The following is a 22,030-nucleotide window of genomic DNA, read 5'->3' on the forward strand; positions in this document are numbered from 1 at the left end:
GTGTCGGGGCGGTGGTGGGTCATCGGATGCTCAGAGAGCGGAGTGCGGCCTTCAGGAGGGCGGCGACCTGGGGCTGGCGGCCGGCGGCGAGGTCGGCCTCCGCCTCGGGCTCGACGGCGGCGATGGCGTCGTCGGCGTCCTTGCTGGAGTAGCCGAGCCCCACGAGACCGGAGTGGACCTGCTCGCGCCACACGGCCGCGCGGCGGTCGCCGTTGAGCGCGGCGTTGACGGTCTCCTCAGGGGTGCCGAGCCGGTCCTTGAGCTCCAGGACGATGCGCTGGGCGCCCTTCTGCCCGATGCCCGGCACCTGGGTGAGCGCCTTGAGGTCGGCCGAGGCCACGGCCATGCGGAGCGCGTTGGGCGTGTGGACGGCGAGCATCGCCAGCGCCAGCTTGGGGCCGACGCCGCTGGCCGTCTGGAGCAGCTCGAAGACGGCCCGCTCATCGTCGGTGGCGAAGCCGTACAGGGTGAGCGACTCCTCCCGCACCACGAGGGACGTGGCCAGCCTGGCCTCCTCGCCCAGCCGGAGCGTGGCGAGCGTGCCCGGCGTGCAGTGGGTGAGGATGCCGACGCCGCCGACCTCGATCACGGCCCCGTCAGGGGCGATCGCCGTCACCTTGCCCGTCACCGACGCGATCACGCTCGGCCTCCCGTCTCCGTCACCACTGTCACACCTGGTCCCCTGTCATAGCGCAGATCCACCCCCGCACCCACCACCGCCACGCCCGGAGCCACCATGCTTGGCGTCGCTACGCCGCTCAGCCCCAGGGCCGGGCTGTGGCCGGCTCGTGTGCCGGCGGGCTGGGGGCCGGGGGTGCGGGGCGGGTTTGGGGAGGTGGAGGTCATCGGTGGGGGTTTCTGGCTTTGGCCAGGGCGGTGGCGAGGCGGTGTTGGGCGCCGCCGCGCCAGACGTGGCAGATGGCCAGGGCGAGGGCGTCGGCGGCGTCGGCGGGCTTGGGCATCTCGGTGAGGCGCAGGAGGCGGGTGACCATGGCGCCGATCTGTTTCTTGTCGGCCGTGCCGCTGCCCGTGATGGCGGCCTTGACCTCGGACGGCGTGTGCAGCGCCACCGGGAGGCCACGCCGGGCGGCGCACAGGACGGCGATGCCGGCGGCCTGCGCCGTGCCCATCACCGTGCGGACGTTGTGCTGGCTGAAGACGCGCTCGACGGCCACCGCGTCGGGGCGCACCTCGTCGAGCCAGCGCTCGATGCCGGCCTCGATGCCCACGAGCCGGGCGCCGAGCTCTTCGTCGGCCCCCGTGCGCACCACCCCGACGGCCACGAGTGACAGCGGCGCTCCTGGGCGCCCTTCGACCGCGCCCAGCCCGCACCGGGTCAGCCCCGGATCGACGCCCATCACCCGCACCGGCATGCCCTCCCGAGACCGCGCCGCCGAACATCTGTTCGGCACGAGACTTTACCGTGGCCGGGGAGGGCGCGCACCGGGAAGCGGCGGCTAGAAGTAGTCGAGCATGTACGACTTGGCGGCGAAGGCGGCGTCGAGTGCCTCGTCGTATCGGTCATCTCCGGACATGAGACCGCTGAGCCGCAGCGTCGAGGTGGGGATCCCGGCATACAAAGCGGACAGGCCGTTCACCGGGAGCGTGACGCCGGTCCCGGAGGCGGGGGTCGCTGTGCCCGTTCCGCCGGAGATGTCCAGGCGCCACGTGCCCCCGCCCCTGACCGGGTCGTCCACGGTCACGACGGCCTCGCAGCTCGCGTGCGCCGGATAGCCCCTGCGCTCGACGGCGGCGGCCACGTCCAGCACCCTGAACATCCACCGCACCCGCGTGACCTGCTCCTTCGTACGCTCGCGCAGCATCCACAGCACCGGGTCGTCGGGCGCCACGGCGGCGACGACCTCGCGGGCCACCGAGGAGGCGCTGCCGACCAGCCCCCACAGTGCCCGCAGGGTGCCGGAGGAGGCGGCGACGACGTTCTCGACCTCCATGTCGTCACCCCGCCAGCGGTAGACCGCGTAGCCGTCGTCGGCCAGGTAGAGGAAGTCGTCCTCGTTGGCCAGCCACAGGTTCCAGGTGTCCTCGTCGTACGAGATCGGGCCGCTGGCGCGGGCCGCGCCGTGCACGCGGTGCAGCACGGAGATCAGCTGGGGGGCGTCGCCGGGACCCATCCTGCGCAGCTTGACCTGGCCGGACGGGCGGATGCCGCGCAGCGACTCGGCGGGCAGGCGGATGATGTGCTGCGCGCCCGCGTGCTCGTAGCCGAGGTTGCGGTAGATGGCCGTGGTGGCCGGATAGAGCGCGGAGACCGCGTCGCCCAGTTCGGTGGCGCGGTCGAGGACGGCCCGCATGATGCCGGTGCCGACGCCGCGCCCGCGGTCCTCGGGGCTGACCGTGACGCCCGCGATCGCCGCCATCGGCTGCGGCCGGCCGTGCCACCACTGGGTGAAGCGGCGCAGCCGGGCGGCCGCCGCGATCCTGCCGCCGTCGAACATCCCGAGGTAGCGCCCCTCGGCCAGCGCGGGCAGCACGGACTTGCGCCACTTCTCCTTGCTGCTCGGGCTCATCGGGCCGAACGCCCGCCGGCGCAGGTCGAGGACGTCGTTGAGGTCGTCGGGCGTTATGTCGCGTATTTCCACAAGCAGCAAACCTATGAAACCGGTGTACGTACCCGCGAATCCTTTGTCGCGATGACGAGCCTGTCGAGGTAGAGGAGCTGGGCCGTCACCAGGACGGCCAGCGCGACGGCCACCACGACCAGCGGCGTCGCGGCGCCGACGTCGGCGGCGGCCCGGGAGAAGCCGCCCACCTGGGCCATCTGAGCGACCGGGGCGGTGAACAGGTCGGTGTGCTGGACGACCAGGAGCGGCCACTGGACGTCGTGGGCGTTCACCAGCGTGACGGCGCCGGCCAGGATGCCCGCCATGGGCAGCGACGGCAGGAACACGCCCGAGAAGAAGTCCCTGTCGGTGCGTCCGGCCAGGCCCTTGCACAGGAGGGTCAGCACCAGCAGCGCGGGGACGCTCACCAGCAGCGGCGGGATGAGGGCGGGGAAGGTGTCGATGAGGCCGAGGTTGCGGACGTTCTGCCAGTTGGCGACGCTGAACGGGCCTGCGCCGACGAACAGCCAGGGGGCGAAGATCAGCAGCAGCCACTCGCTGGCGCGGCCGAGCGGGCGCAGGCCGCCGATGCCGAGGGCGGCCAGGTACGCCACCCCTACCGAGACCACTGCGCCGATGACGGCCGGGATCCAGGTGTTGACCTGGGCTCTGAGGCTGCTCGCCGCGCCCGCCCTGGAGGCCAGCACGCCGTCCATCCACGGCCAGGCGAGCATGAACGCGGCCACCACGACCACCGCTGACGCGGCGATCCCGATCGCCACGCCCGCCGGTGTGGCCGCGCGCCTGGCGGGGGCCTGCCGCGCCTTCTCGGGCTGCCCGCTCCCAGGCAGGTACGGCGACGTCACCCCACCCGCCCCACCGACGTGGACCGCCGCGGCACCCTCCTGGGCGTGCCCAGAGGGCGGCTGAGAGCCGTGGGCGCCGCCGCCCTGCGGGCCGAAAGCCATGGGTCCCTGCGAGCCGAAGGCGGGCGGTCCGGGTTGGGCGGGTGCGTTTTCCGGGGCGAAGGCGGGTGGGTCGGGGAGGCCGGCTTCGGGGGTGAGGGTGATGCGGAGGCCGGAGGCGGCGGCGATGATCGTGGCGGCGATGCCCAGCACGCCCAGGACCGCCCCCGTGAGCGTCGCCACGGCCGCACCGAGGCCGAATTCGGCCGTTCTGAAGGCGTAGTCGTACTGGAGGCCCGCGAGCGTCTGTGTGGCGCGCTGAGGGCCTCCGCCGGTGAGCACCTGGCTGAGGGCGAACGTCTGCAGCCCGGCCGCCACGACGGCGAACGCTACGAGGACGCCCACCACCACGGTCGCCGGGCCCGGGGTGTGACCGCGCAGGGCGGGCAGGAACGCGACGACGGCCAGCGCGCACACCAGCCCGAACGTGCCGGCGGCCACGATGAGCCGGAGCGTTCCAGGCGCGGTGGCCGGGTCGCGCAGCCCCTCGGCGAGGGCGACCAGGCCCGACTCCTCGGGCATCAGGCCGCGCAGCCAGGACGCCGCCACGGCCACCGGCGAGAACGTGACGACGGCCAGCGACAGCAGGACGCGCCCGGCCCGCCGCGGCCACGGGCCCGCCCGGTCGAGTGCCAGGGCCAGCAGCGGGCCCACCACCAACGCCACCAGCAGCGGGAACCCGACCAGCGACACCGTGAACCCCAGCGCCCGCCAGGAGGCGTCGTCACCGAGCAGCTCGGCGTAGTTCGCGGTCCCCGCGTACGTGCTCTTCCGCAGCACGCCGCCGCTCTGGAAGCTGAGCCAGATCGTCTGCGCGGTCGGCAGCACCAGCGTGATGAGGGTGCCGACCAGCGCCGGTACGGCGAGCAGCAGGCCGACCAGCCGGGTGCCGGATCCTGGGGGGTTGGGGGAAGTCACGTCGCCCGACCCTACGCGGCCGGCCCCCTCCCCCGCACGCCGACAGACCGTCCCCCGAAGGATTCGCCGTCGCCGGACGCGACGCGGAGGAGCGCGGCAGTGGCCGTCTGGGCTGGACGATCCCGAAGCCGACAGGACGGGTGGGGGATCGCCGGTACACCCCTGCGAGCCGGGTGGACCCGCGGAAAGGGCAGGGCCCGGACACCGACGCCCAGGCCCTGACGAAGGTCAGTCGAGGGCGGCGAGGACGTCGTCGGAGACGTCGAAGTTGGCGAAGACGTTCTGGACGTCGTCGCTGTCCTCCAGCGCCTCGATGAGCCGGAACACCTTCTTGGCCCCCTCCTCGTCGAGCGGCACGCTCATCGTCGGCAGGAAGCTGGACTCGGCCGAGTCGTAGTCGATGCCGGCGTCCTGGAGGGCCTTGCGGACCGGCACCAGGTCACCGGCCTCGGAGACGACCTCGAAGGAGTCGCCGAGGTCGTTGACCTCCTCGGCGCCGGCGTCGAGGACGGCCATGAGCACGGTGTCCTCGTCGAGCCCGTTCTTGGGCACGATCACGACGCCCTTGCGGTTGAACATGTAGGAGACGGACCCGGGGTCGGCCAGAGAGCCGCCGTTGCGGGTGAGCGCGACCCTGACCTCGGAGGCGGCGCGGTTGCGGTTGTCGGTGAGGCACTCGATGAGCACCGCGACGCCGCCGGGCGCGTAGCCCTCGTACATGATCGTCTGGTAGTCGGCGCCGCCGGCTTCGAGGCCGCCGCCGCGCTTGCGCGCCCGCTCGATGTTGTCGTTGGGCACGGAGTTCTTCTTCGCCTTGAAGATGGCGTCGAAGAGCGTGGGGTTGGCGTCCGGGTCAGGGCCACCGGTCCGTGCCGCCACCTCGATGTTCTTGATGAGCTTGGCGAACAGCTTGCCGCGCTTGGCGTCGAGTGCGGCCTTCTTGTGCTTCGTCGTCGCCCATTTGGAGTGGCCGGACATTACCTAGAGCTCCCTCACCATGTCTACGAAGTAACGGTGCACGCGTACGTCCCCGGTGAGCTCGGGGTGGAACGACGTAGCGAGCAAAGGACCTTGACGGACCGCGACGATCCTATCCCCAGGCTCGCACCTGCCCAGCACTTCGACGTCCGCGCCGACGGATTCGACCCAGGGAGCGCGGATGAACACCGCGTGCACCTGCTGTCCGGCGAAGTCGAGGTCGGATTCGAAGGAGTCGACCTGGCGGCCGAACGCGTTGCGCCTGACCACCATGTCGATGCCGCCGATGGTCTGCTGGCCGGCGATGCCGTCCTCGATGCGGTCGGCCAGCATGATCATGCCGGCGCACGAGCCGTAGGCGGGCATGCCTTCCTTGACCCGGACGCGCAGAGGTTGCAGCAGGTCGAAGGTGTCGGCGAGCTTCCACATGGTGGTCGATTCGCCGCCGGGGATGACCAGGGCGTCGACCGCGTCCAGCTCGGCGGGGCGGCGTACGGCGACGGCCGTCGCGCCCGCCTCCTGAAGCATGCGCTGATGTTCGCGCACGTCTCCCTGGAGGGCGAGTACACCGATCGTGGGCACGGGCGATCCTTCCGTCCGAGTACGGGTTTCCGACAATTCAACACCAGAACACCCCGTCGTCTTCCGACGGGGGCCCGTCGATCACGCGCTGACCGCGACGAGCCCGGCCCCTGATCAGGGGCCGGGCTCGCGGACAAGGGCTGCGATGAGAGCCGCTACGGGCGTTCGGTCTCCAGGCGGACGGTGTCCTCGATCGTGATCTGCTGGAGCCGGCGCGCCGGGTCGAGCGGCCGCAGGTACGTCTGCTGCACCCCCGGCACCCGGTCCTCAACGACGAACGTGGCCCGGGTGTAGACCTCGGCATCGGGCGTCTGGACCCGGGGCACGACCTTGAAGTCGGCCGTCATCTGGTCGCGCTCGATCGTGGTGAGCACGTATCCGCGCTGGTTGTTGTAGAACTTCAGGTGCGGGTTGATCTGCAGGAACGGGTGCTGCGCGGGGTCGGAGTCGCCCCCGTCGCCGCCCGTCGAGATCGACGTGGTCACCAGCTCGGAGCCCACGCTGGGCCCTGTCGGGTCGTCGTAGTCGAGCTTGAGGTCGCCGGCCCAGTGGGCGTGCACGTCGCCGGTCAGCACCACGGGGTTGCGCACCCCGGCGTCGATCCAGCCCTGGGTGATGCGGCGGCGGGAGGCGGCGTAGCCGTCCCATGCGTCCTGGGAGGTGATCTTGGCGGGCCCGGCATTGTTGTCGCGCTGGCCGAAGAAGACCTGCTGGCCCAGGATGTCCCACTGCGCGCGCGACTGGTGGAAGCCGCGCAGCAGCCACTCCTCCTGCTCGGCGCCGGTGATCGAGCGGGCGGGGTCGACGGCGGCGGGGCAGTCCTTGTAGCCGTCGCCGCAGCCCTGGTCGTCGCGGTACTGGCGGGTGTCGAGCATGTGGAAGGTGGCCATCCTGCCCCAGCGGATGCGCCGGTAGAGCTGCATGTCGATGCCGCGCGGGATCGAGGTGCGGCGCAGCGGCATGTTCTCGTAGTACGCGCGGAAGGCCGCGGCGCGCCGCTCGCGGAAGTTCGGCTGCGGCACCTCGGGCTTCTCGGGCACCTCGCCGGCCCAGTTGTTGTCCAGCTCGTGGTCGTCCCACACGACCAGCCAGGGCGCGGCGGCGTGCGCGGCCTGCAGGTCGGGGTCGGCCTTGTACTGGGCGTGACGCTGGCGGTAGTTCGCGAGGGTCTCGGTCTCCGGGCCCTCGTGGTGGCGGATGTTGCCGCCGGGGATCGTGTAGGTGTCCCTGGTGTACTCGTACTGGTAGTCGCCGAGGTGCAGCACCAGGTCGGGGTGCTCCTCCGCGAGGCGGCGGTAGGCGGTGAAGTGGCCGTGCTCGTACTGGGCGCAGGAGACGAACGCCATGGCCAGGGCGCCGCCGTACGACAGGGGGTGCGGGGCGGTGCGGGCGCGGCCGAGCGGGGAGACGTACGGGCCGACGCGGAAGCGGTACCAGTAGTCCCGGTCGGAGCTCAGCCCCTGCACCTCGACGTGCACGCTGTGGCCCCACTCGGGGGCGGCGACGGTGACGCCGGAGCGCACGACGCGGCGGGCCCGCTCGTCGGCGTAGATCTGCCACTGCACGGGGAAGGGCCGCTGCGGCATGCCGCCGAGACCGTCCTCGGCCAGCGGCTGCTGGGCGAGCCTGGTCCATAGCACGAACCCCTCGTGGTCGGGGTCGCCGCACGCGACGCCGAGCGTGAAGGGGTCGGTACGCAGCCCGCGCGAAGCCGTTTCATGGTCGGGGTCGGCGTGCGCGGCTGCCGGGACGACAGCGGGGACGACGGCGGGGATGGCCGATGCGGCGCCTGCCGCTAACCCTGTGACGAGGAAGTGTCTGCGGTTCAGCTTGGACACCTGGGAGCTCCCTGTGACGATCAAGGGCGAGGACCCCCGTAGCCTGACTCAGCAGCATGACTTCGCGGTGAACGTCAGACATGAAAAAGGCGACATCCTTCACGGATGCCGCCTTTTCCGGAAATATCCGTCGTCGCGTGACGTTCACCCGGAAGTGATCGTTTCACGCCCGCAGGCCGCTGACCTGCGCCGACACGCCGGCGCTTACCAGCCGCGCTCGGCCAGGCGGTGCGGCTGCGGGATCTCGTCGACGTTGAGGCCGACCATGGCCTCGCCCAGGCCACGCGAGACCTTGGCGATGACGTCGGGGTCGTCGTAGAACGTGGTGGCCTTGACGATGGCCGCCGCGCGCTTGGCCGGGTCGCCCGACTTGAAGATGCCGGAGCCCACGAACACGCCCTCGGCGCCGAGCTGCATCATCATCGCGGCGTCGGCCGGGGTGGCGATGCCGCCCGCCGTGAACAGCACGACCGGCAGCTTGCCGGTGCGGGCGACCTCGGCGACCAGCTCGTACGGCGCCTGCAGCTCCTTGGCCGCGACGTAGAGCTCGTCCTCCGGCAGGGAGGTGAGCCGCTTGATCTCGGCGCGGATCGTGCGCATGTGGGTGACGGCGTTGGAGACGTCGCCGGTGCCGGCCTCGCCCTTGGAGCGGATCATGGCCGCGCCCTCGGTGATGCGGCGCAGGGCCTCGCCGAGGTTGGTGGCGCCGCACACGAACGGCACGGTGAACTGCCACTTGTCGATGTGGTTGGCGTAGTCGGCCGGGGTGAGCACCTCGGACTCGTCGACGTAGTCGACGCCGAGCGACTGCAGCACCTTGGCCTCGACGAAGTGGCCGATGCGGGCCTTGGCCATCACGGGGATCGAGACGGCGTTGATGATGCCGTCGATCATGTCGGGGTCGCTCATCCTGGAGACGCCACCCTGCGCGCGGATGTCGGCGGGCACGCGCTCGAGGGCCATGACGGCGACCGCGCCGGCGTCCTCAGCGATCTTGGCCTGCTCGGGGGTGACGACGTCCATGATGACGCCGCCCTTGAGCATCTCGGCCATGCCGCGCTTGACGCGGGCGGTTCCGGTGACGGGGGTGCTTTCTGGCGTGCTGCTGGACACGGTCATCCTCACGGGCTCTCAACGGCGAATCTGTAAGTTATCAAGCCCATCGTAGGTCCTGAACGACCCCTCCCCCGACATGCCAAGATGTCAGGATTTAGCGCCATACCTATACAGGTTCGTCAAGGTACGGCGGCTACGGAATGACGGGCTTGCGGCTGGCGAGGGCCACCCAGACCTGGCCGGGGGCGAAGTTCATCGGCTCGCCGCTCTCAGTGGTGAACGTCGTGCCGCTGTCCTCTGATTCCCGCTCCCACTTCGCCTTGAACGCCTTGCCGTCCCGCAGCACGATCGCCGAGCCCTTGCCCGTGGTGTGCACGAGCGGCGTGTAGCTCTGGTTCTTGTCGTGGAACTGCGAGCGCTCGGTCTTGGTGTACTGCACGACGATCGTGGGCGCGCTGAGCTGGCCGCCCTCGGCCGCCATGTCCTTCTTGCCGTCCTGCCAGATCAGCCACTGCTGCTTGGCCTCCGACCAGGCGAAGGTGAAGCGCGCGGCGGGCCACTTGACCGTGTACGACTTGCGCGGCGTCCCGCCCTCGGGCGCGTCGCCGAAGGTGAAGCCGATGTCCTTGGCCTTGCTCGCCTTGGGCGCCTTGGCCAGCAGCTGCTTGGTGTTGGCGAACAGGTTGTAGGGGGCGAAGCGGCCCGGCTGGCGGAAGTACGCGCCCGGGTTGTGCGAGTCGCCCACGTCGAACAGCGACGCCTCGGCGATGAGCGGCAGCATCTTGGTCTGCGCGCCCGAGTAGGAGAAGGCCGGCTTGCCGAACTGCGGGGCGATGTGCAGGTCGGAGATGCGCGCGCTGCGCACAGGGCCCACCTTGGCCGGCAGCTTCGAGGAGAAGATCGCCATGAGGCGGGTCAGCCCGGCCTCGACCTGCTCGATGTAGACGATGTCGGCGCTCTTGAGCCCGAGCTGCGGCTTGCCCGCCGCGGTGTTCTCGATCTTCACCGCGAGCACCGGCCTCAGCTTCTCGTACGGCTTGCCGGTGAAGGGGTGGGCGTTGACCTCCTCCTCCTGCGGCGCCTCGGCCGGCGCGTCCGTCGTGGCCTGCGGCGCGGAACCGGCGGCCGGCTCGTCGGACGAACAGGCCGCGACGGGCAGCAGGACGGCCGCTCCCGCCAGCCAGAGGGTGATCAACCGGGGTAGCCGCACGTGCACTTCTCCTCGCTTCAGCCCGAAAACGGGATGAAGCTTACTGGCTTCCCCAAATCAGGTCATTCGGTTGCCATAGCTGCGGGCGGATTGTCATCAATCTCGAAGAATTGGGGGTATTCGGTGTGCCCGGCCAGCCGCAGGGTCCTGGCCAGCCAGCGGCGCTGCGCCGTACGCGTGACCCCGACCGCGTTGTTGTAGAACCGGCGCGAGTAGACGACCTTCGCCACCGCCGCGTCGAGCTCCTCCAGCAGCTCGCGGCCGCCGGGCGACTCCGCCAGCTTCTCCCTGAAACGCTCCTGGTCCACCACCGCGCGCAGCGTGCGCGACAGGTCGCTCTCGGCGTGCTCGCGCTCGTCGGGGCCCGCCGAGCGGGCCTCGTGCGCCGCCGCGGCCAGCACCAGCGACGTCGCCGGGTCGAGCAGGCGGGAGCCCGCCAGCTCCAGCACCACCGCGCGGCGCCGCATGAGCGCGGCGTCCAGCGACTCCTGGGCCAGCTCAAGGCGGATGTGCAGCCGGTCTAGGCGGCCGGCCCGCCAGGAGATGTAGACGGCCGTGAGCACCACCACGATGCCCACGATCAGCACGATCATGGTGGACGTCACAGGTCCTCCTCCACCCGCGCCGCATCACCCGCGATGCGCGTCACAGGTCCTCCTCCACGCGGCCCGCGCCGCTCGTGGTGACGGTCTCGTAGACGCGTACGACGTCGCGCGCCACCGTCGACCAGTCGTACTTCCTGACCGCCACCAGCGCCTCGGCCGCCAGTTTGGCCCGCCGCTCCGGCGCGTCGAGCAGCGACCCGGCCTCGCGCGCGAGCGAGGCGGGGTCGCCGTTGGCGAACAGCGCGCCCGCCTGCCCGTCGCCCAGCACCCTGCGGAAGGCCGGGATGTCGCTGGCCAGCACCGTCGCCCCCGACGCCATGGCCTCGGCCAGCACGATGCCGAAGCTCTCGCCGCGGGTGTTGGGCGCGCAGAACACGTCGACCGAGTGGTACGCGCGGATCTTGTCGGCCTCGCTCACCATGCCGAGCACCGTCACGCGGTCCCTGAACTGCTTCGGCACCCGCTCGTAGACGTCCTTCTCGTCGCCGGGACCGGCGATCAGCAGCTTCACGTCGGGCCGCTGCGCCGCCAGCACGGCGAACGCGTCGAGCAGGATCGGCAGGCCCTTGCGCTCTTCGTCCATGCGGCCGAGGAAGCCGATCGTGGCGCCGTCGGGGCCCCAGCCGTCGAGCGGCTCGGCGTCGGTGTAGCGGGCGACGGTGACGCCGTTGGGGATGAGCACGGTGTCGCCGCCGAACTGCTCGACCAGGCTCTTGCGGGCCGCGTCGGAGACCGCGATGCGGCCGCTCAGCTTCTCCAGCGCGCTGCGCAGCAAGGGCTCGGCCACCGCGATCGCCCGCGAGCGGGTGAAGGAGGCGTGGAAGGTGGCCACGATCGGCCCCTTGGCCGCCCAGCAGGCCAGCACGCCGAGGCTCGGGATCAGCGGCTCGTGGATGTGCAGCACGTCGAAGCCGCCCGTACGCACCCAGCGCCGCACCCGCGCGGCCGACAGGAACCCGAACGACATCCTCGCCACCGACCCGTTGTACGGCACGGGGATGGCCCGGCCCGCGCCGGTCACGTAGGGGGGCAGCTCGTCGTCGTCGGCCGCCGGCGCGATCACGGAGACGTCGTGGCCCTGCGCCATGAGCGCCTGTGCCAGGTCGTCGATGTGCTGCTTGACCCCGCCCGGCATGTCCCAGGAGTAGGGGCAGACGATGCCGACCCTCATCGGGGGTCCAGGTCGTCCAGCCAGAGCCGCTGCATCATGTGCCAGTCCTCGGGATGCTCGGAGATGCCCTTCTCGAACACGTCGGCCAGGCCCTGGGCCAGCGCCGCGACCTTCTCCTGCCGGGTGCCCTCGGCGGGCACGGGCAGCTCCTCGTGAATGTGGATGCCCCAGTCGTCGCCCACGAAGTAGACGGTGGCGGGCAGCAGCGCCGCCCCCGTCTGCACGGCCAGCAGCGGCGGCCCCGCGGGCATCTTGGTGGCCGCGCCGAAGAAGCGCACCTCCACGCCGCTCTTGGTGAGGTCGCGCTCGGCCGGCAGGCAGACCACGCCGCCCTTGCGCACCCGCATGGCGAGGGTGCCGAAGTTGTGGCCGTCGCCGCCGGTCAGCGGCAGCACCTCCATGCCGAGGCCCTCGCGGAAGGCGACGTAGCGGCGGAACAGCGACTCGGGACGCAGCCTTTCCGCGACGGTGGTGAACGGGTGGCCGACGCCCACCAGCCAGGCGCCCGCCTGGTCCCAGTTGCCCATGTGCGGCAGCGCCAGCACCACGCCGCGCCCGGCCGCCACGTTGCCGTGGATGTGCTCGGCGCCGATGACGTGGGTGCGCCGCACCACCTCGGCGCGGTCCATCGTGGGCAGGCGGAAGATCTCGTGGAAGTAGCGGAAGTAGGAGCGCATGCCGGCCCTGGTCAGCGCGCGCAGCTCGCGGCCGCCGGGGTCGAGGCCGGTCACCCTGGCCAGGTTGGACTCCAGCCGGCGTACGGACTTGCCGCGCCTGGCGTGGACCCGGTCCGCGAGGAACCGGAAGACCGCGGCCGTCGGGCGCTCGGGCAGCAGCGGCACGAGCTTCCACCCGGCCGCGAACCCGGCGGCCACGACCCGGTCGGCGAACGATGCCTTGTCGCTCATCTCTCCCCAGTCTGATGGCCCGTCTGGTGGCCGGTCTGTTGTCTCGTCTGCTGGTACACGATCATCACGCGCTGGCCCACCGTGATCAGGCTGGCCAGGGCGAGCAGCCACATGCCGGCCGGCAGGACGTAGGGGACGCCGAGCCCGGCGAGGAAGGCCGCGACCAGCGCCACCACCAGCCGCTCGGGGCGCTCGGCGAGCCCGACGTCGGCCGTCAGCCCGAGCCCCTCGGCCCTGGCCTTGGCGTAGGACACCAGGGTGCCGAGGATCAGGCAGGCGAGCGTCACCGAGGCCGACACGACGTCGTCGCGGCCGACGAAGTAGAGGATCAGGCCGGCGAAGATGGCGGCGTCGGCGACCCGGTCGAAGGTGGAGTCGAGGAAGGCCCCCCAGGTGCTGCCCCCCTTTCCGCCGAGCCGGGCGACCACGCCGTCGAGCAGGTCGAACAGCACGAAGACGGTGATCACGAGTGCCCCCCAGGCGAGCTGGCCCAGGGGGAAGAAGAGCAGGGCCGACACGACCGTGCCGAGGGTGCCGACCGCCGTGACGGCGTTCGGGCCTATTCCGCGGCCGGCGAGTGCCCTGCCCAGCGGGGTGAGTATCCGGGTCATGGCCGGGCGCAGGAGTTTGAGCATCGCGGTCCGATCGTAGGCCATGAAGGGCCTGACAACTTTCTTTGCCCCGGACCCCTTGTGATATCCGCCACAGGGGTATTTGGTGAACACACCGCGTCCATGCGGTTTCCGACACCCTCCGCGCGGGCGCGGCGTTGGCAGACGGACCAACGCGAAGGGAGCGACGCCGCCTGGGCCGAGGAGCGACGGGAGCGAGCTGCCGGACGCGGCTGGACGGCGTCCCCCCATCGACCGAGCCGTCTCACGCGATGAGACGGGAAGCGTAGCGGGAGGCGATGTGGCGGAAAGGAACTCTGGCGGCGCCGTAGGAGCCGCGGGCAGGGCACCCGCGGCCGACAGGTGCGACGCGATACGCAATGTCGTGCTGGTCGGCCACTCAGGAGCGGGTAAGACGACCCTCGTCGAACAGCTGCTGGCCGCGACGGGCACCATCCAGCGCCCTGGACGGGTCGAGGACGGCAACACGGTCAGCGACTTCGACGAGGTCGAGGTCCGGCAGCAGCGGTCCGTCAACCTCGCCGTGGCGCCGCTGGTGCACAACGGCATCAAGATCAACCTTCTCGACACCCCCGGATACGCCGACTTCGTGGGCGACCTGCGCGCCGGGCTGCGCGCGGCCGACGCGGCGCTCTTCGTGGTCTCGGCGTCCGAAGGCGTGGACGGCCTCACCCAGATGCTCTGGGAGGAGTGCTCGCAGGTGGGCATGCCGCGGGCGGTCGTCATCACCAAGATCGACCACCAGCGCGCGGACTTCGACGAGGTGCTGACCACCTGCCAGGACGTCTTCGGTGACGGCGTGGCACCGCTCTACCTCCCGGTCATCACCAACGGCCACGTCAACGGACTCATCGGGCTGCTCACCCAGAAGTACTACAACTACGCCACCGGCACCCGCGCGGAGAAGGACCCGGGCGCCGAGTACGAGACGCAGATCGAGGAGTACCGCGGCACCCTGATCGAGGGCATCATCCAGGAGAGCGAGGACGAGTCGCTCATGGAGCGCTACCTCGAGGGTGAGCCCATCGACACCAAGGTCCTCATCGAGGACCTGGAGAAGGCCGTCGCGCGCGGCAGCTTCTACCCGGTGCTGTGCAGCGGGCTCGGCGTGGGCGCCCAGGAGATCCTGGAGCTGATGACGCAGGGCTTCCCCTCGCCGCTCGAACACCCGATGCCGGAGATCACCGACCTGTCGGGCAAGCCGGTCAAGGGCATCACGTGCGACCCCGACGGGCCGCTCGTGGCGGAGGTCGTCAAGACCACCAGCGACCCGTACGTGGGCCGCATCAGCCTCGTCCGCGTCTTCTCCGGCACGCTGCGCCCCGACATGACCGTGCACGTCTCCGGCCACGGCCTGGCCGACCGCGGGCACGAGGACCATGACGTGGACGAGCGCATCGGCACCCTCACCTGCCCGCTGGGCAAGCACCAGCGCGCCGCCGCCAAGGCGATGGCGGGCGACATCGTGGCCGTGGCCAAGCTGTCGCGCGCCGAGACCGGCGACACGCTCTCCGAGGTCGACAACCCGCTGCTGATGACGTCGTGGAGCATGCCGGAGCCGCTGCTGCCGGTGGCGATCAGGGCCAGGTCGAAGGCCGACGAGGACAAGCTGTCGCAGGCCCTCGGCAGGCTGGTGGCCGAGGACCCGACGCTGCGCCTGGAGAACAACGCAGAGACCCGCCAGCTCGTCCTGTGGTGCATGGGCGAGGCCCACACCGACGTGCTGCTCGACCGGCTGGCCAAGCGGCACGGCGTCGAGGTCGAGCGCGTCGAGCTGCGGGTGCCGCTGCGCGAGACGTTCGGCGGCAAGTGCCAGGCGATGGGCCGCAACGTCAAGCAGACCGGCGGCCACGGCCAGTACGCCATCTGCCACCTGGAGGTAGAGCCGCTGCCGTCGGGCGGGGGCTTCGAGTTCGTCGACAAGATCGTGGGCGGCGTGGTGCCGCGGCAGTTCATCCCGTCGGTGGAGAAGGGCGTGCGCGCGCAGATGGAGCGCGGCGTCGTCGCCGGCTATCCCATGGTGGACGTGCGCGTCACCCTGTACGACGGCAAGGCCCACTCGGTCGACTCCTCCGACATGGCCTTCCAGATCGCGGGCCAGCTCGCGCTGAAGGAGGCCGCGTCCAAGGTGCCGACGCTGCTGCTGGAGCCGGTGGACGAGATCTCGGTGCTGGTGGCCGACGACTATGTGGGCTCGGTGATGTCGGACCTGTCGTCGCGGCGCGGGCGCGTGCTCGGCACCGAGCCCGTGGGCACCGGACGTACGCTCGTCAAGGCCGAGGTGCCCGAGCTGGAGATCACGCGGTACGCCATCGACCTGCGATCCATGTCACACGGCACGGGCACGTTCACCAGGACGTTCCTGCGCTACGAACCGCTGCCGCCGAACCTCGCTAGCAAGGTGGCCGCCGCGGATTGAGCCGTTGGCTGTGCCGGGAGGGCGTTCGTCCCTCCCGGCACAGCTTTTTACTTTTGTCACAAACGTATCACGCTTTGATTGCGGTTTCCGTCCCGAGCATGCCCGCGAAGCTGTCACACTGGGTGGCACTATGCGAACTGGACGCCCACTCCTAGCCGCCGCCGCCCTCGCGATCGCCACCACCGGCGCCGCCTACGCCTTCGGCCCCGACGCCAAGCCGGGCAACGCGGCGAGCTCGAAGAAGACGGCCACCGCCGCCGCGCCCGCGGCCGCCTGCAAGCCCGACGCCCGCTATCCCAAGCGCGAGCTGCGCGGGGTGTGGATCGCCACGACGACCAACATCGACTGGCCGTCGAAGACCGGGCTGAGCAAGGCCAGGCAGCAGGCCGAATACGTGAAGATCCTCGACAGCGCCGCCAAGCGCAACTTCAACGCGGTCTTCGTGCAGGTGCGGCCCGCCTCCGACGCGCTCTACAAGTCCTCGCTGGAGCCCTGGTCGCAATACCTGACCGGCACCGCGGGCAAGGACCCCGGCTGGGACCCGCTGCCGTTCCTCATCGACGAGGCGCACAAGCGCGGCATGGAGTTCCACGCCTGGTTCAACCCCTACCGCGCCTCCTACGACGACAGCATCGCCAAGCTGCCCGCCGGGCACCCGGCGAAGAAGCACCCCGCCTGGACGGTCAAATACGGCGGCCGCCTCTACTACAACCCGGGCCTGCCCGCCGTGCGCGACCACGTGACCAAGGTCATCACCGACGTGGTCGGCCGCTACGACATCGACGGCGTGCACTTCGACGACTACTTCTACCCCTACCCAGTGGCGGGCGCGACGTTCGACGACGCCGCCGCGTTCAAGAAGTACGGCAAGGGCCAGAAGCTCGCCGACTGGCGGCGGGGCAACGTCGACAAGCTCGTCGAGCAGGTCGACTCGGCCGTGCACAAGGCGAAGAACCACGTCAAGTTCGGCATCAGCCCGTTCGGCATCTGGCGTAACACCTCCAACGACCCCAGCGGATCCAAGACGTCCGGCATGTCGGCCTACGACGCGATCTACGCCGATGCCCGCTCCTGGATCAAGTCCGGCACCGTCGACTACGTCCTGCCGCAGCTCTACTGGCCGCGCGGGCACAAGGCGGCCGACTACCGCACGCTGGTGCGCTGGTGGTCCGACGCGGTCAAGGGCAGCGACGTGCAGCTCTGGATCGGCCAGGGCCTCTACCGCGTCGGCACCAAGGACGACAGGGCCTGGACCAAGGCCGGCGAGCTGCCCGCCCAGATCGGTCTCAACCGCGACAGCAAGCAGGTGAGCGGCGCCGTCTACTTCAGCGCCAAGCAGTTGCTCACCAACCCGCTCGGCGCGATGGACCGGGTCGCCAAGACCCACTACAGCCGTCCGGCGCTGCAACCGCTGATGAAGGAGCGCGGCGGTCAGGCTCCCGCCGCGCCCGCGGGCGTCAAGGCGTCCGGCGCGCAGCTGTCGTGGAAGCCGTCCGGCGGGGCCCGCGCCTACGCCGTCTACCAGGTGCCGAAGTCCGGCAAGGACTGCCGCACCACCGACGCGCGCAACCTGGTGGCCGTGGTGAGCGACCCCTCCTACGCGGCCAAGTCGGCCGGCACCTACCTGGTGACCGCGCTCGACCGGCTGCACAACGAGAGCAAGGCGGTCAAGGTGAAGGTGGACGCGACCTGACGCTTCGCCTGCTGGGCCTTTGAGGGCCGGTCCCCGTGACGGGGACCGGCCCTTTCTCCGTTCTCCCGCGTCCGGGAGTGACGCGTGAGAGGGCGGTCACGTCCAGTGACGCGGCCGGGAGCGTAGCCGTGCCACAGTGCCTCAGCAGGCGAGCGCGGGAGGTCGTCGGCGTGCGGCGCGCTTTGGCCGTACTGGCCGTTCCGGCCGGCCAGGTGCCGGCCACCCAGGCGGCCTCCGCCGCCGAGCCGCCTGCCGGGCGGGTGGCGCTCATCGGGGCGCCGGGGCTGCAATGGAACGATCTCACCCCGGACGACACGCCCAACCTGTGGGAGCCGGCCAGGACGAGCGCGATCGGCCCCTGCTCAGCCCGAACCTGACGCCGATCGTGACGCCGCCGCGGCGTTCCTCGTCTACGCGATCCTGCGGCCCGAGCAGGCGTCGGCGGGGGTGGTGCCGGCCGCGTTCCTGCCCGCGGCCGGGCGGCCGCGCCCGTCAGTCCCAGGCGTCCGCGAGCAGCTGGCGGGTGTCGCGAAGCAGCTGCGGCAGCACCTTCGTCTGCGCGACGACCGGCATGAAGTTGGTGTCGCCGCCCCAGCGGGGCACGACGTGCTGGTGCAGGTGCGCGGCGATGCCGGCGCCCGCGACGTGGCCGAGGTTCATGCCGACGTTGAAGCCCTGCGCGCCGCTCGCCTTGCGCAGCGCCCGCAGCGAGCGCTGCGTGAAGTCGCCCAGCTCCGCCACCTCCGCCGCGTCCAGCTCGTCGTAGTCGGACACGTGACGGTAGGGCACCACCATCAGATGACCCGAGTTGTACGGGTAGAGGTTGAGCACGGCGTACACCACCTGCCCGCGCTTGACGATCAGGCCGTCCTCGTCGGTCATCTTCGGGATGGCGTCGAACGGGCACCCGTCGCCGGGCCCGGTGCCGGTCGGTTTGTTCTCGCCCTTGATGTAGGCCATCCGATGCGGGGTCCACAGCCGTTCGAAGTTGTCGGGGGACCCTGCCCCTGCCTGATCGTGCATATCTAGCAGCATAGGACCCCGGACAAACCGGGTCTTCTTCCGGCACAATCCTGTGCACCCCCAACAGGAGGACGCGATGAGTGAAGCCGTGGCCGAACAGGTGGCCGAACAGACCGCCCCGCCCGCCGACCCACCCTCCGAAGGCTCCCGAGGCGGCGAGCCGTCGTACATCGAGGCGCCGACCGCCGATGCCGCCGTCAAGGGGCGGATCAAGGTGGCCGACGAGGTCGTGGAGAAGGTCGCCGCGCTGGCCGCCCTGGAGGTGCCGGGCGTCGCCGACCTGGGCGGGGATCTGGTGCGGGCCTTCGAGTCCGTACGCGACCGCATCGGCATCGGCTCCCGCCGCAGCAACCAGGGTGTCAGCGCGCAGATCCAGGACCGCCAGGTGGCGGTCAGCCTGACGATCGTGGTCGAGTACGGTCACGTGGTCATGGACGTCGCCTCCGAGGTCAAGACGAACGTGGCGCGGACCGTCAGCCGGATGCTCGGCATGCGGGTGACCGAGGTCAACGTCACGGTGGACGACGTCCGGCTCCCCGGCGAGGGCCGCCCCGCTTCCCGCGATGCCCCTGAGGACGACGCCTCCTCGGAGTCCTGACGCCCTTCCGGCGAGCGGCTGCCAGGATGGCGGGTATGACCGATCAGCTAGAACCCATGCCCGAGGACTGGCAGCGCGCCCTGGCCATCGTGGCGCATCCCGACGACCTCGAATACGGCTGCGCGGCGGCGGTGGCGGCCTGGACCGACGCGGGGCGCGATGTCGCGTACGTGATGGTGACCAGGGGCGAGGCGGGCATCGACACGCTCGCCCCCGCCGAGGCGGGGCCGCTGCGCGAGCGCGAGGAGCGGGCGAGCGCGGCGGTCGTCGGAGTGAGCAGCGTGGAGTTCCTCGACCACGCCGACGGGGTGATCGAGTACGGCACCCGGCTCCGCCGCGACCTCGCCGCCGCCATCCGCCGGCACCGCCCCGAGCTCGTCATCACGCTGAACTTCGACGACACCTGGGGCGGCACGATCTGGAACACCCCCGACCACCGCGCCGTCGGCCGCGCCACGATGGACGCCGTCGGCGACGCCGGCAACCGCTGGATCTTCCCCGACGCGGGCCCCGAGCCCTGGAACGGCGTCCGCTGGATCGCCGTGGCAGGCTCCGACACCCCCACCCACGCCGTGGACGTCACCCAGGGCCTGGAACGCGGCGTCCGCTCCCTCACGGAACACCGCACCTACATCGAAGCCCTCCAGCCCGGCACCGACCCGGAGAAATACGCCCGCGACTTCCTCGAAGGCTCGGCGCACGACGAGGCCTCCCGCTTCGGCGGCACCCCCGCCGTCTCCTTCCGCCTCTACCCCCGCTGAGGTTTCGGAGCCCCGCAGCGAGCGCCGCCCTGCCGGGAAAAGCCTCAGCCCCCCTTCGGGAGGGAGGCTGAGGCTTCGGCGGGGTCAGACCTGGATGCGGCGCTCCACGGCGCTGACGATCTCGGCGATGGCGTCTTCGATCGGGACGCCGTTCTTCTGCTCGCCGCTGCGGTAGCGGAACGAGACCGCGCCGTTGGCGATGTCGTCGTCGCCGGCCAGGAGCATGAACGGCACCTTGGCCTTCTGCGCGTTGCGGATCTTCTTCTGCATGCGGTCGTCGGCCGCGTCGACCTCGATCCGGACGCCGCTCGCGCGCAGCCGCTTGGCGACGTCGTGCAGGTAGGGGACGTGGGCCTCGGCGATCGGGATGCCGACCACCTGGACCGGGGCGAGCCAGGGCGGGAAGGCGCCGGCGTAGTGCTCGGTGAGCACGCCCAGGAAGCGCTCGACGGAGCCGAACAGCGCCCGGTGGATCATCACCGGGGTCTGCCGGGAGCCGTCGGCGGCCTGGTATTCGAGGCCGAAGCGCTTGGGCTGGTTGAGGTCGAGCTGGATGGTGGACAGCTGCCAGGTGCGGCCGATGGCGTCTTTGGCCTGGACGGAGATCTTGGGGCCGTAGAAGGCCGCGCCGCCCGGGTCGTCGACGAGCTCGAGGCCGGACTCGGTGGCCACCTGGCGCAGCGCGTCGGTGGCCTCCTGCCACTCGGCGGGGTCGCCGATGAACTTCTCGGAGTCGTCGCGGGTGGACAGCTCGAGGTAGAAGTCGTTGAGCCCGAAGTCGCGCAGCACGCTGAGCACGAACCGCAGCAGCGACTTGATCTCGTCGGCCATCTGCTCGCGGGTGGTGTAGATGTGGGCGTCGTCCTGCGTCATGCCGCGCACGCGGGTGAGGCCGTGGACGACGCCGGACTTCTCGTAGCGGTAGACCGAGCCGAACTCGCACAGCCGCAGCGGCAGCTCGCGGTAGGAGCGCCCGCGCGCCCTGAAGATCAGGTTGTGCATCGGGCAGTTCATCGGCTTGACGCGGTATTCGGTGCCCTCGAGCTCGAAGGCGGGGAACATGTCGTCGGCGTACCACGGCAGGTGGCCGGAGGTCTCGAACAGCGACGACTTGGTGATGTGGGGCGTGTTGACGAACTCGTAGCCCGCCTCGGCCTGCCGCCTGCGCATGTAGTCTTCCATCTCCTTGCGGATGATCCCGCCCTTGGGATGGAAGATCGGCAGGCCGCTGCCCAGCTCGGGTGGGAAGCTGAACAGGTCGAGCTCGGCGCCCAGCTTGCGGTGGTCGCGCTTTTCGGCCTCTTCGAGCAGCTTGAGATATTCGTCCTGCTTGTCGCGGGACTCCCACGCGGTGCCGTAGATGCGCTGCAGCTGCGGGTTCTTCTCGCTGCCCCGCCAGTAGGCGCCGCCGGAGCGCATGAGCTTGAACGCCGGGATGGACCGGGTGGAGGGCACGTGGGGCCCGCGGCACAGGTCCTTCCAGCGCAGCTCGCCGCTCTTGGCGTCGAGGTTGTCGTAGATGGTGAGCTGACCTGCCCCCACCTCGACCGACTCCTCCTGGTCGGCGCCGCCCTTGAGCCCGATCAGCTCCAGCTTGTAGGGCTCGGCCGCCAGCTCGGCCCGCGCCTCGTCGTCGGAGACGGGCCGGCGGGAGAACAGCTGCCCCTGCTTGACGATCTCGCGCATGCGCTTTTCGATGCGCTTGAGGTCGTCGGGGTTGAAGGCCTGGGCGACGTCGAAGTCGTAGTAGAAGCCGTTGTCGACGGGCGGCCCGATGCCCAGCTTGGCCTCGGGGAACAGCTCCTGCACCGCCTGCGCCATGACGTGGGCGGTGGAGTGGCGGACGATGGACCGGCCGATCTCGCTGGAGATCTCGACCGGCTCGACCGCGTCGCCGTCGGACAGCGGATGGGCGAGGTCGCGGGGCTCGCCGTTGACCAGGGCGGCGATGACGGTGCGGCCGTCGGCCTCGAGCGCCTCACCGGCCGTCGTGCCGGCCGCGACCACACGCTCGGCTCCGGCGAGGGTGATGCGTAGCTCGGCTGACACGGTGACTCCTCGTGGATCGCGCTCGATGCCCGGCACCGAGGCAGGGTTCGGTGATGAGAACAC

At 70.9% G+C, this 22,030-nt stretch carries 20 protein-coding genes; 5 read left to right on the forward strand and 15 right to left on the reverse strand.

Annotated elements, in window-relative coordinates:
• Positions 1 to 19 precede the first annotated feature (19 nt).
• The 13 genes from ruvA to pgsA all read right to left on the reverse strand — a co-directional run bounded on the left by ruvA (position 20) and on the right by pgsA (position 13,448).
• Positions 20 to 640 carry a Holliday junction branch migration protein RuvA gene (ruvA, locus tag AB0K12_RS05730; RefSeq protein WP_364555897.1) on the reverse strand — a complete coding sequence of 207 codons (621 nt, stop codon included), beginning with the start codon at positions 638 to 640 and terminating at the stop codon, positions 20 to 22.
• A 202-nt stretch (positions 641 to 842) separates the two neighbouring features.
• Positions 843 to 1,367, reverse strand: a complete 525-nt coding sequence (gene ruvC, locus AB0K12_RS05735; protein WP_364557695.1) for a crossover junction endodeoxyribonuclease RuvC — start codon at positions 1,365 to 1,367, stop codon at positions 843 to 845.
• 90 nt (positions 1,368 to 1,457) lie between these two features.
• The gene (locus AB0K12_RS05740; protein ID WP_364555899.1) at positions 1,458 to 2,600 is read right to left on the reverse strand and encodes a GNAT family N-acetyltransferase; all 1,143 of its coding nucleotides are present in this window, start codon (positions 2,598 to 2,600) and stop codon (positions 1,458 to 1,460) included.
• 11 nt (positions 2,601 to 2,611) lie between these two features.
• A complete protein-coding gene (locus AB0K12_RS05745; RefSeq protein WP_364555901.1) occupies positions 2,612 to 4,444 on the reverse strand; it encodes a sugar ABC transporter permease in 1,833 nt (610 codons plus the stop codon).
• 228 nt (positions 4,445 to 4,672) lie between these two features.
• Positions 4,673 to 5,422 carry a YebC/PmpR family DNA-binding transcriptional regulator gene (locus AB0K12_RS05750; RefSeq protein WP_355414364.1) on the reverse strand — a complete coding sequence of 250 codons (750 nt, stop codon included), beginning with the start codon at positions 5,420 to 5,422 and terminating at the stop codon, positions 4,673 to 4,675.
• A 3-nt stretch (positions 5,423 to 5,425) separates the two neighbouring features.
• Positions 5,426 to 6,004 (reverse strand): pyridoxal 5'-phosphate synthase glutaminase subunit PdxT, encoded by a 579-nt coding sequence (gene pdxT / locus AB0K12_RS05755; RefSeq protein WP_364555903.1) that lies wholly within the window; start codon positions 6,002 to 6,004, stop codon positions 5,426 to 5,428.
• Between the two features lie 155 nt (positions 6,005 to 6,159).
• A complete protein-coding gene (locus tag AB0K12_RS05760; RefSeq protein WP_364555905.1) occupies positions 6,160 to 7,842 on the reverse strand; it encodes an alkaline phosphatase D family protein in 1,683 nt (560 codons plus the stop codon).
• 204 nt (positions 7,843 to 8,046) lie between these two features.
• Positions 8,047 to 8,961, reverse strand: a complete 915-nt coding sequence (pdxS, locus tag AB0K12_RS05765; protein WP_364555906.1) for a pyridoxal 5'-phosphate synthase lyase subunit PdxS — start codon at positions 8,959 to 8,961, stop codon at positions 8,047 to 8,049.
• Positions 8,962 to 9,091: 130 nt separating this feature from the next.
• Complete coding sequence (locus AB0K12_RS05770; RefSeq protein ID WP_364555908.1) at positions 9,092 to 10,108, reverse strand: DUF3048 domain-containing protein; 1,017 nt, start codon at positions 10,106 to 10,108, stop codon at positions 9,092 to 9,094.
• 62 nt (positions 10,109 to 10,170) lie between these two features.
• Positions 10,171 to 10,713, reverse strand: coding sequence for a hypothetical protein (locus tag AB0K12_RS05775; protein ID WP_364555910.1), 543 nt, complete (start codon positions 10,711 to 10,713; stop codon positions 10,171 to 10,173).
• A 40-nt stretch (positions 10,714 to 10,753) separates the two neighbouring features.
• The gene (locus AB0K12_RS05780) at positions 10,754 to 11,884 is read right to left on the reverse strand and encodes a glycosyltransferase family 4 protein (RefSeq protein WP_364555912.1); all 1,131 of its coding nucleotides are present in this window, start codon (positions 11,882 to 11,884) and stop codon (positions 10,754 to 10,756) included.
• On the reverse strand, positions 11,881 to 12,792 hold the full coding sequence (locus AB0K12_RS05785) for a phosphatidylinositol mannoside acyltransferase (protein WP_364555913.1): 912 nt from the start codon (positions 12,790 to 12,792) through the stop codon (positions 11,881 to 11,883). The genes AB0K12_RS05780 and AB0K12_RS05785 overlap by 4 nt, the downstream gene beginning before the upstream one ends.
• Positions 12,789 to 13,448 carry a phosphatidylinositol phosphate synthase gene (pgsA, locus tag AB0K12_RS05790; RefSeq protein WP_364555915.1) on the reverse strand — a complete coding sequence of 220 codons (660 nt, stop codon included), beginning with the start codon at positions 13,446 to 13,448 and terminating at the stop codon, positions 12,789 to 12,791. Before pgsA ends, AB0K12_RS05785 begins: the two co-directional genes overlap by 4 nt.
• A 256-nt stretch (positions 13,449 to 13,704) precedes the next feature.
• Between pgsA and AB0K12_RS05795 the strand changes: the two genes are divergently transcribed.
• The 3 genes from AB0K12_RS05795 (at position 13,705) to AB0K12_RS05805 (ending at position 17,913) form a co-directional block, all read left to right on the forward strand.
• On the forward strand, positions 13,705 to 15,843 hold the full coding sequence (locus AB0K12_RS05795) for an elongation factor G-like protein EF-G2 (protein WP_364555917.1): 2,139 nt from the start codon (positions 13,705 to 13,707) through the stop codon (positions 15,841 to 15,843).
• A 130-nt stretch (positions 15,844 to 15,973) separates the two neighbouring features.
• Positions 15,974 to 17,536 (forward strand): family 10 glycosylhydrolase, encoded by a 1,563-nt coding sequence (locus tag AB0K12_RS05800; protein ID WP_364555919.1) that lies wholly within the window; start codon positions 15,974 to 15,976, stop codon positions 17,534 to 17,536.
• Between the two features lie 170 nt (positions 17,537 to 17,706).
• On the forward strand, positions 17,707 to 17,913 hold the full coding sequence (locus tag AB0K12_RS05805; protein ID WP_364555921.1) for a hypothetical protein: 207 nt from the start codon (positions 17,707 to 17,709) through the stop codon (positions 17,911 to 17,913).
• 115 nt (positions 17,914 to 18,028) lie between these two features.
• Here AB0K12_RS05805 and AB0K12_RS05810 read toward each other — a convergent pair whose 3' ends face one another.
• The gene (locus AB0K12_RS05810; RefSeq protein ID WP_364555923.1) at positions 18,029 to 18,559 is read right to left on the reverse strand and encodes an HIT domain-containing protein; all 531 of its coding nucleotides are present in this window, start codon (positions 18,557 to 18,559) and stop codon (positions 18,029 to 18,031) included.
• A gap of 76 nt (positions 18,560 to 18,635) precedes the next feature.
• Here AB0K12_RS05810 and AB0K12_RS05815 point away from each other — a divergent pair, with 76 nt between their 5' ends.
• Together AB0K12_RS05815 and AB0K12_RS05820 are read left to right on the forward strand one after the other, a co-directional pair.
• Positions 18,636 to 19,157 (forward strand): Asp23/Gls24 family envelope stress response protein, encoded by a 522-nt coding sequence (locus AB0K12_RS05815; protein WP_364555925.1) that lies wholly within the window; start codon positions 18,636 to 18,638, stop codon positions 19,155 to 19,157.
• A 35-nt stretch (positions 19,158 to 19,192) separates the two neighbouring features.
• Positions 19,193 to 19,918 carry a PIG-L family deacetylase gene (locus tag AB0K12_RS05820; RefSeq protein WP_364555927.1) on the forward strand — a complete coding sequence of 242 codons (726 nt, stop codon included), beginning with the start codon at positions 19,193 to 19,195 and terminating at the stop codon, positions 19,916 to 19,918.
• Positions 19,919 to 20,002: 84 nt separating this feature from the next.
• Here AB0K12_RS05820 and thrS read toward each other — a convergent pair whose 3' ends face one another.
• Entirely contained in the window at positions 20,003 to 21,994 is a 1,992-nt protein-coding gene (thrS, locus tag AB0K12_RS05825; protein WP_364557698.1) for a threonine--tRNA ligase, read from the reverse strand.
• Positions 21,995 to 22,030: the final 36 nt, after the last annotated feature.

The organism is Nonomuraea sp. NPDC049419 (assembly GCF_040676995.1).
GTDB lineage: Bacteria > Actinomycetota > Actinomycetes > Streptosporangiales > Streptosporangiaceae > Nonomuraea > Nonomuraea salmonea.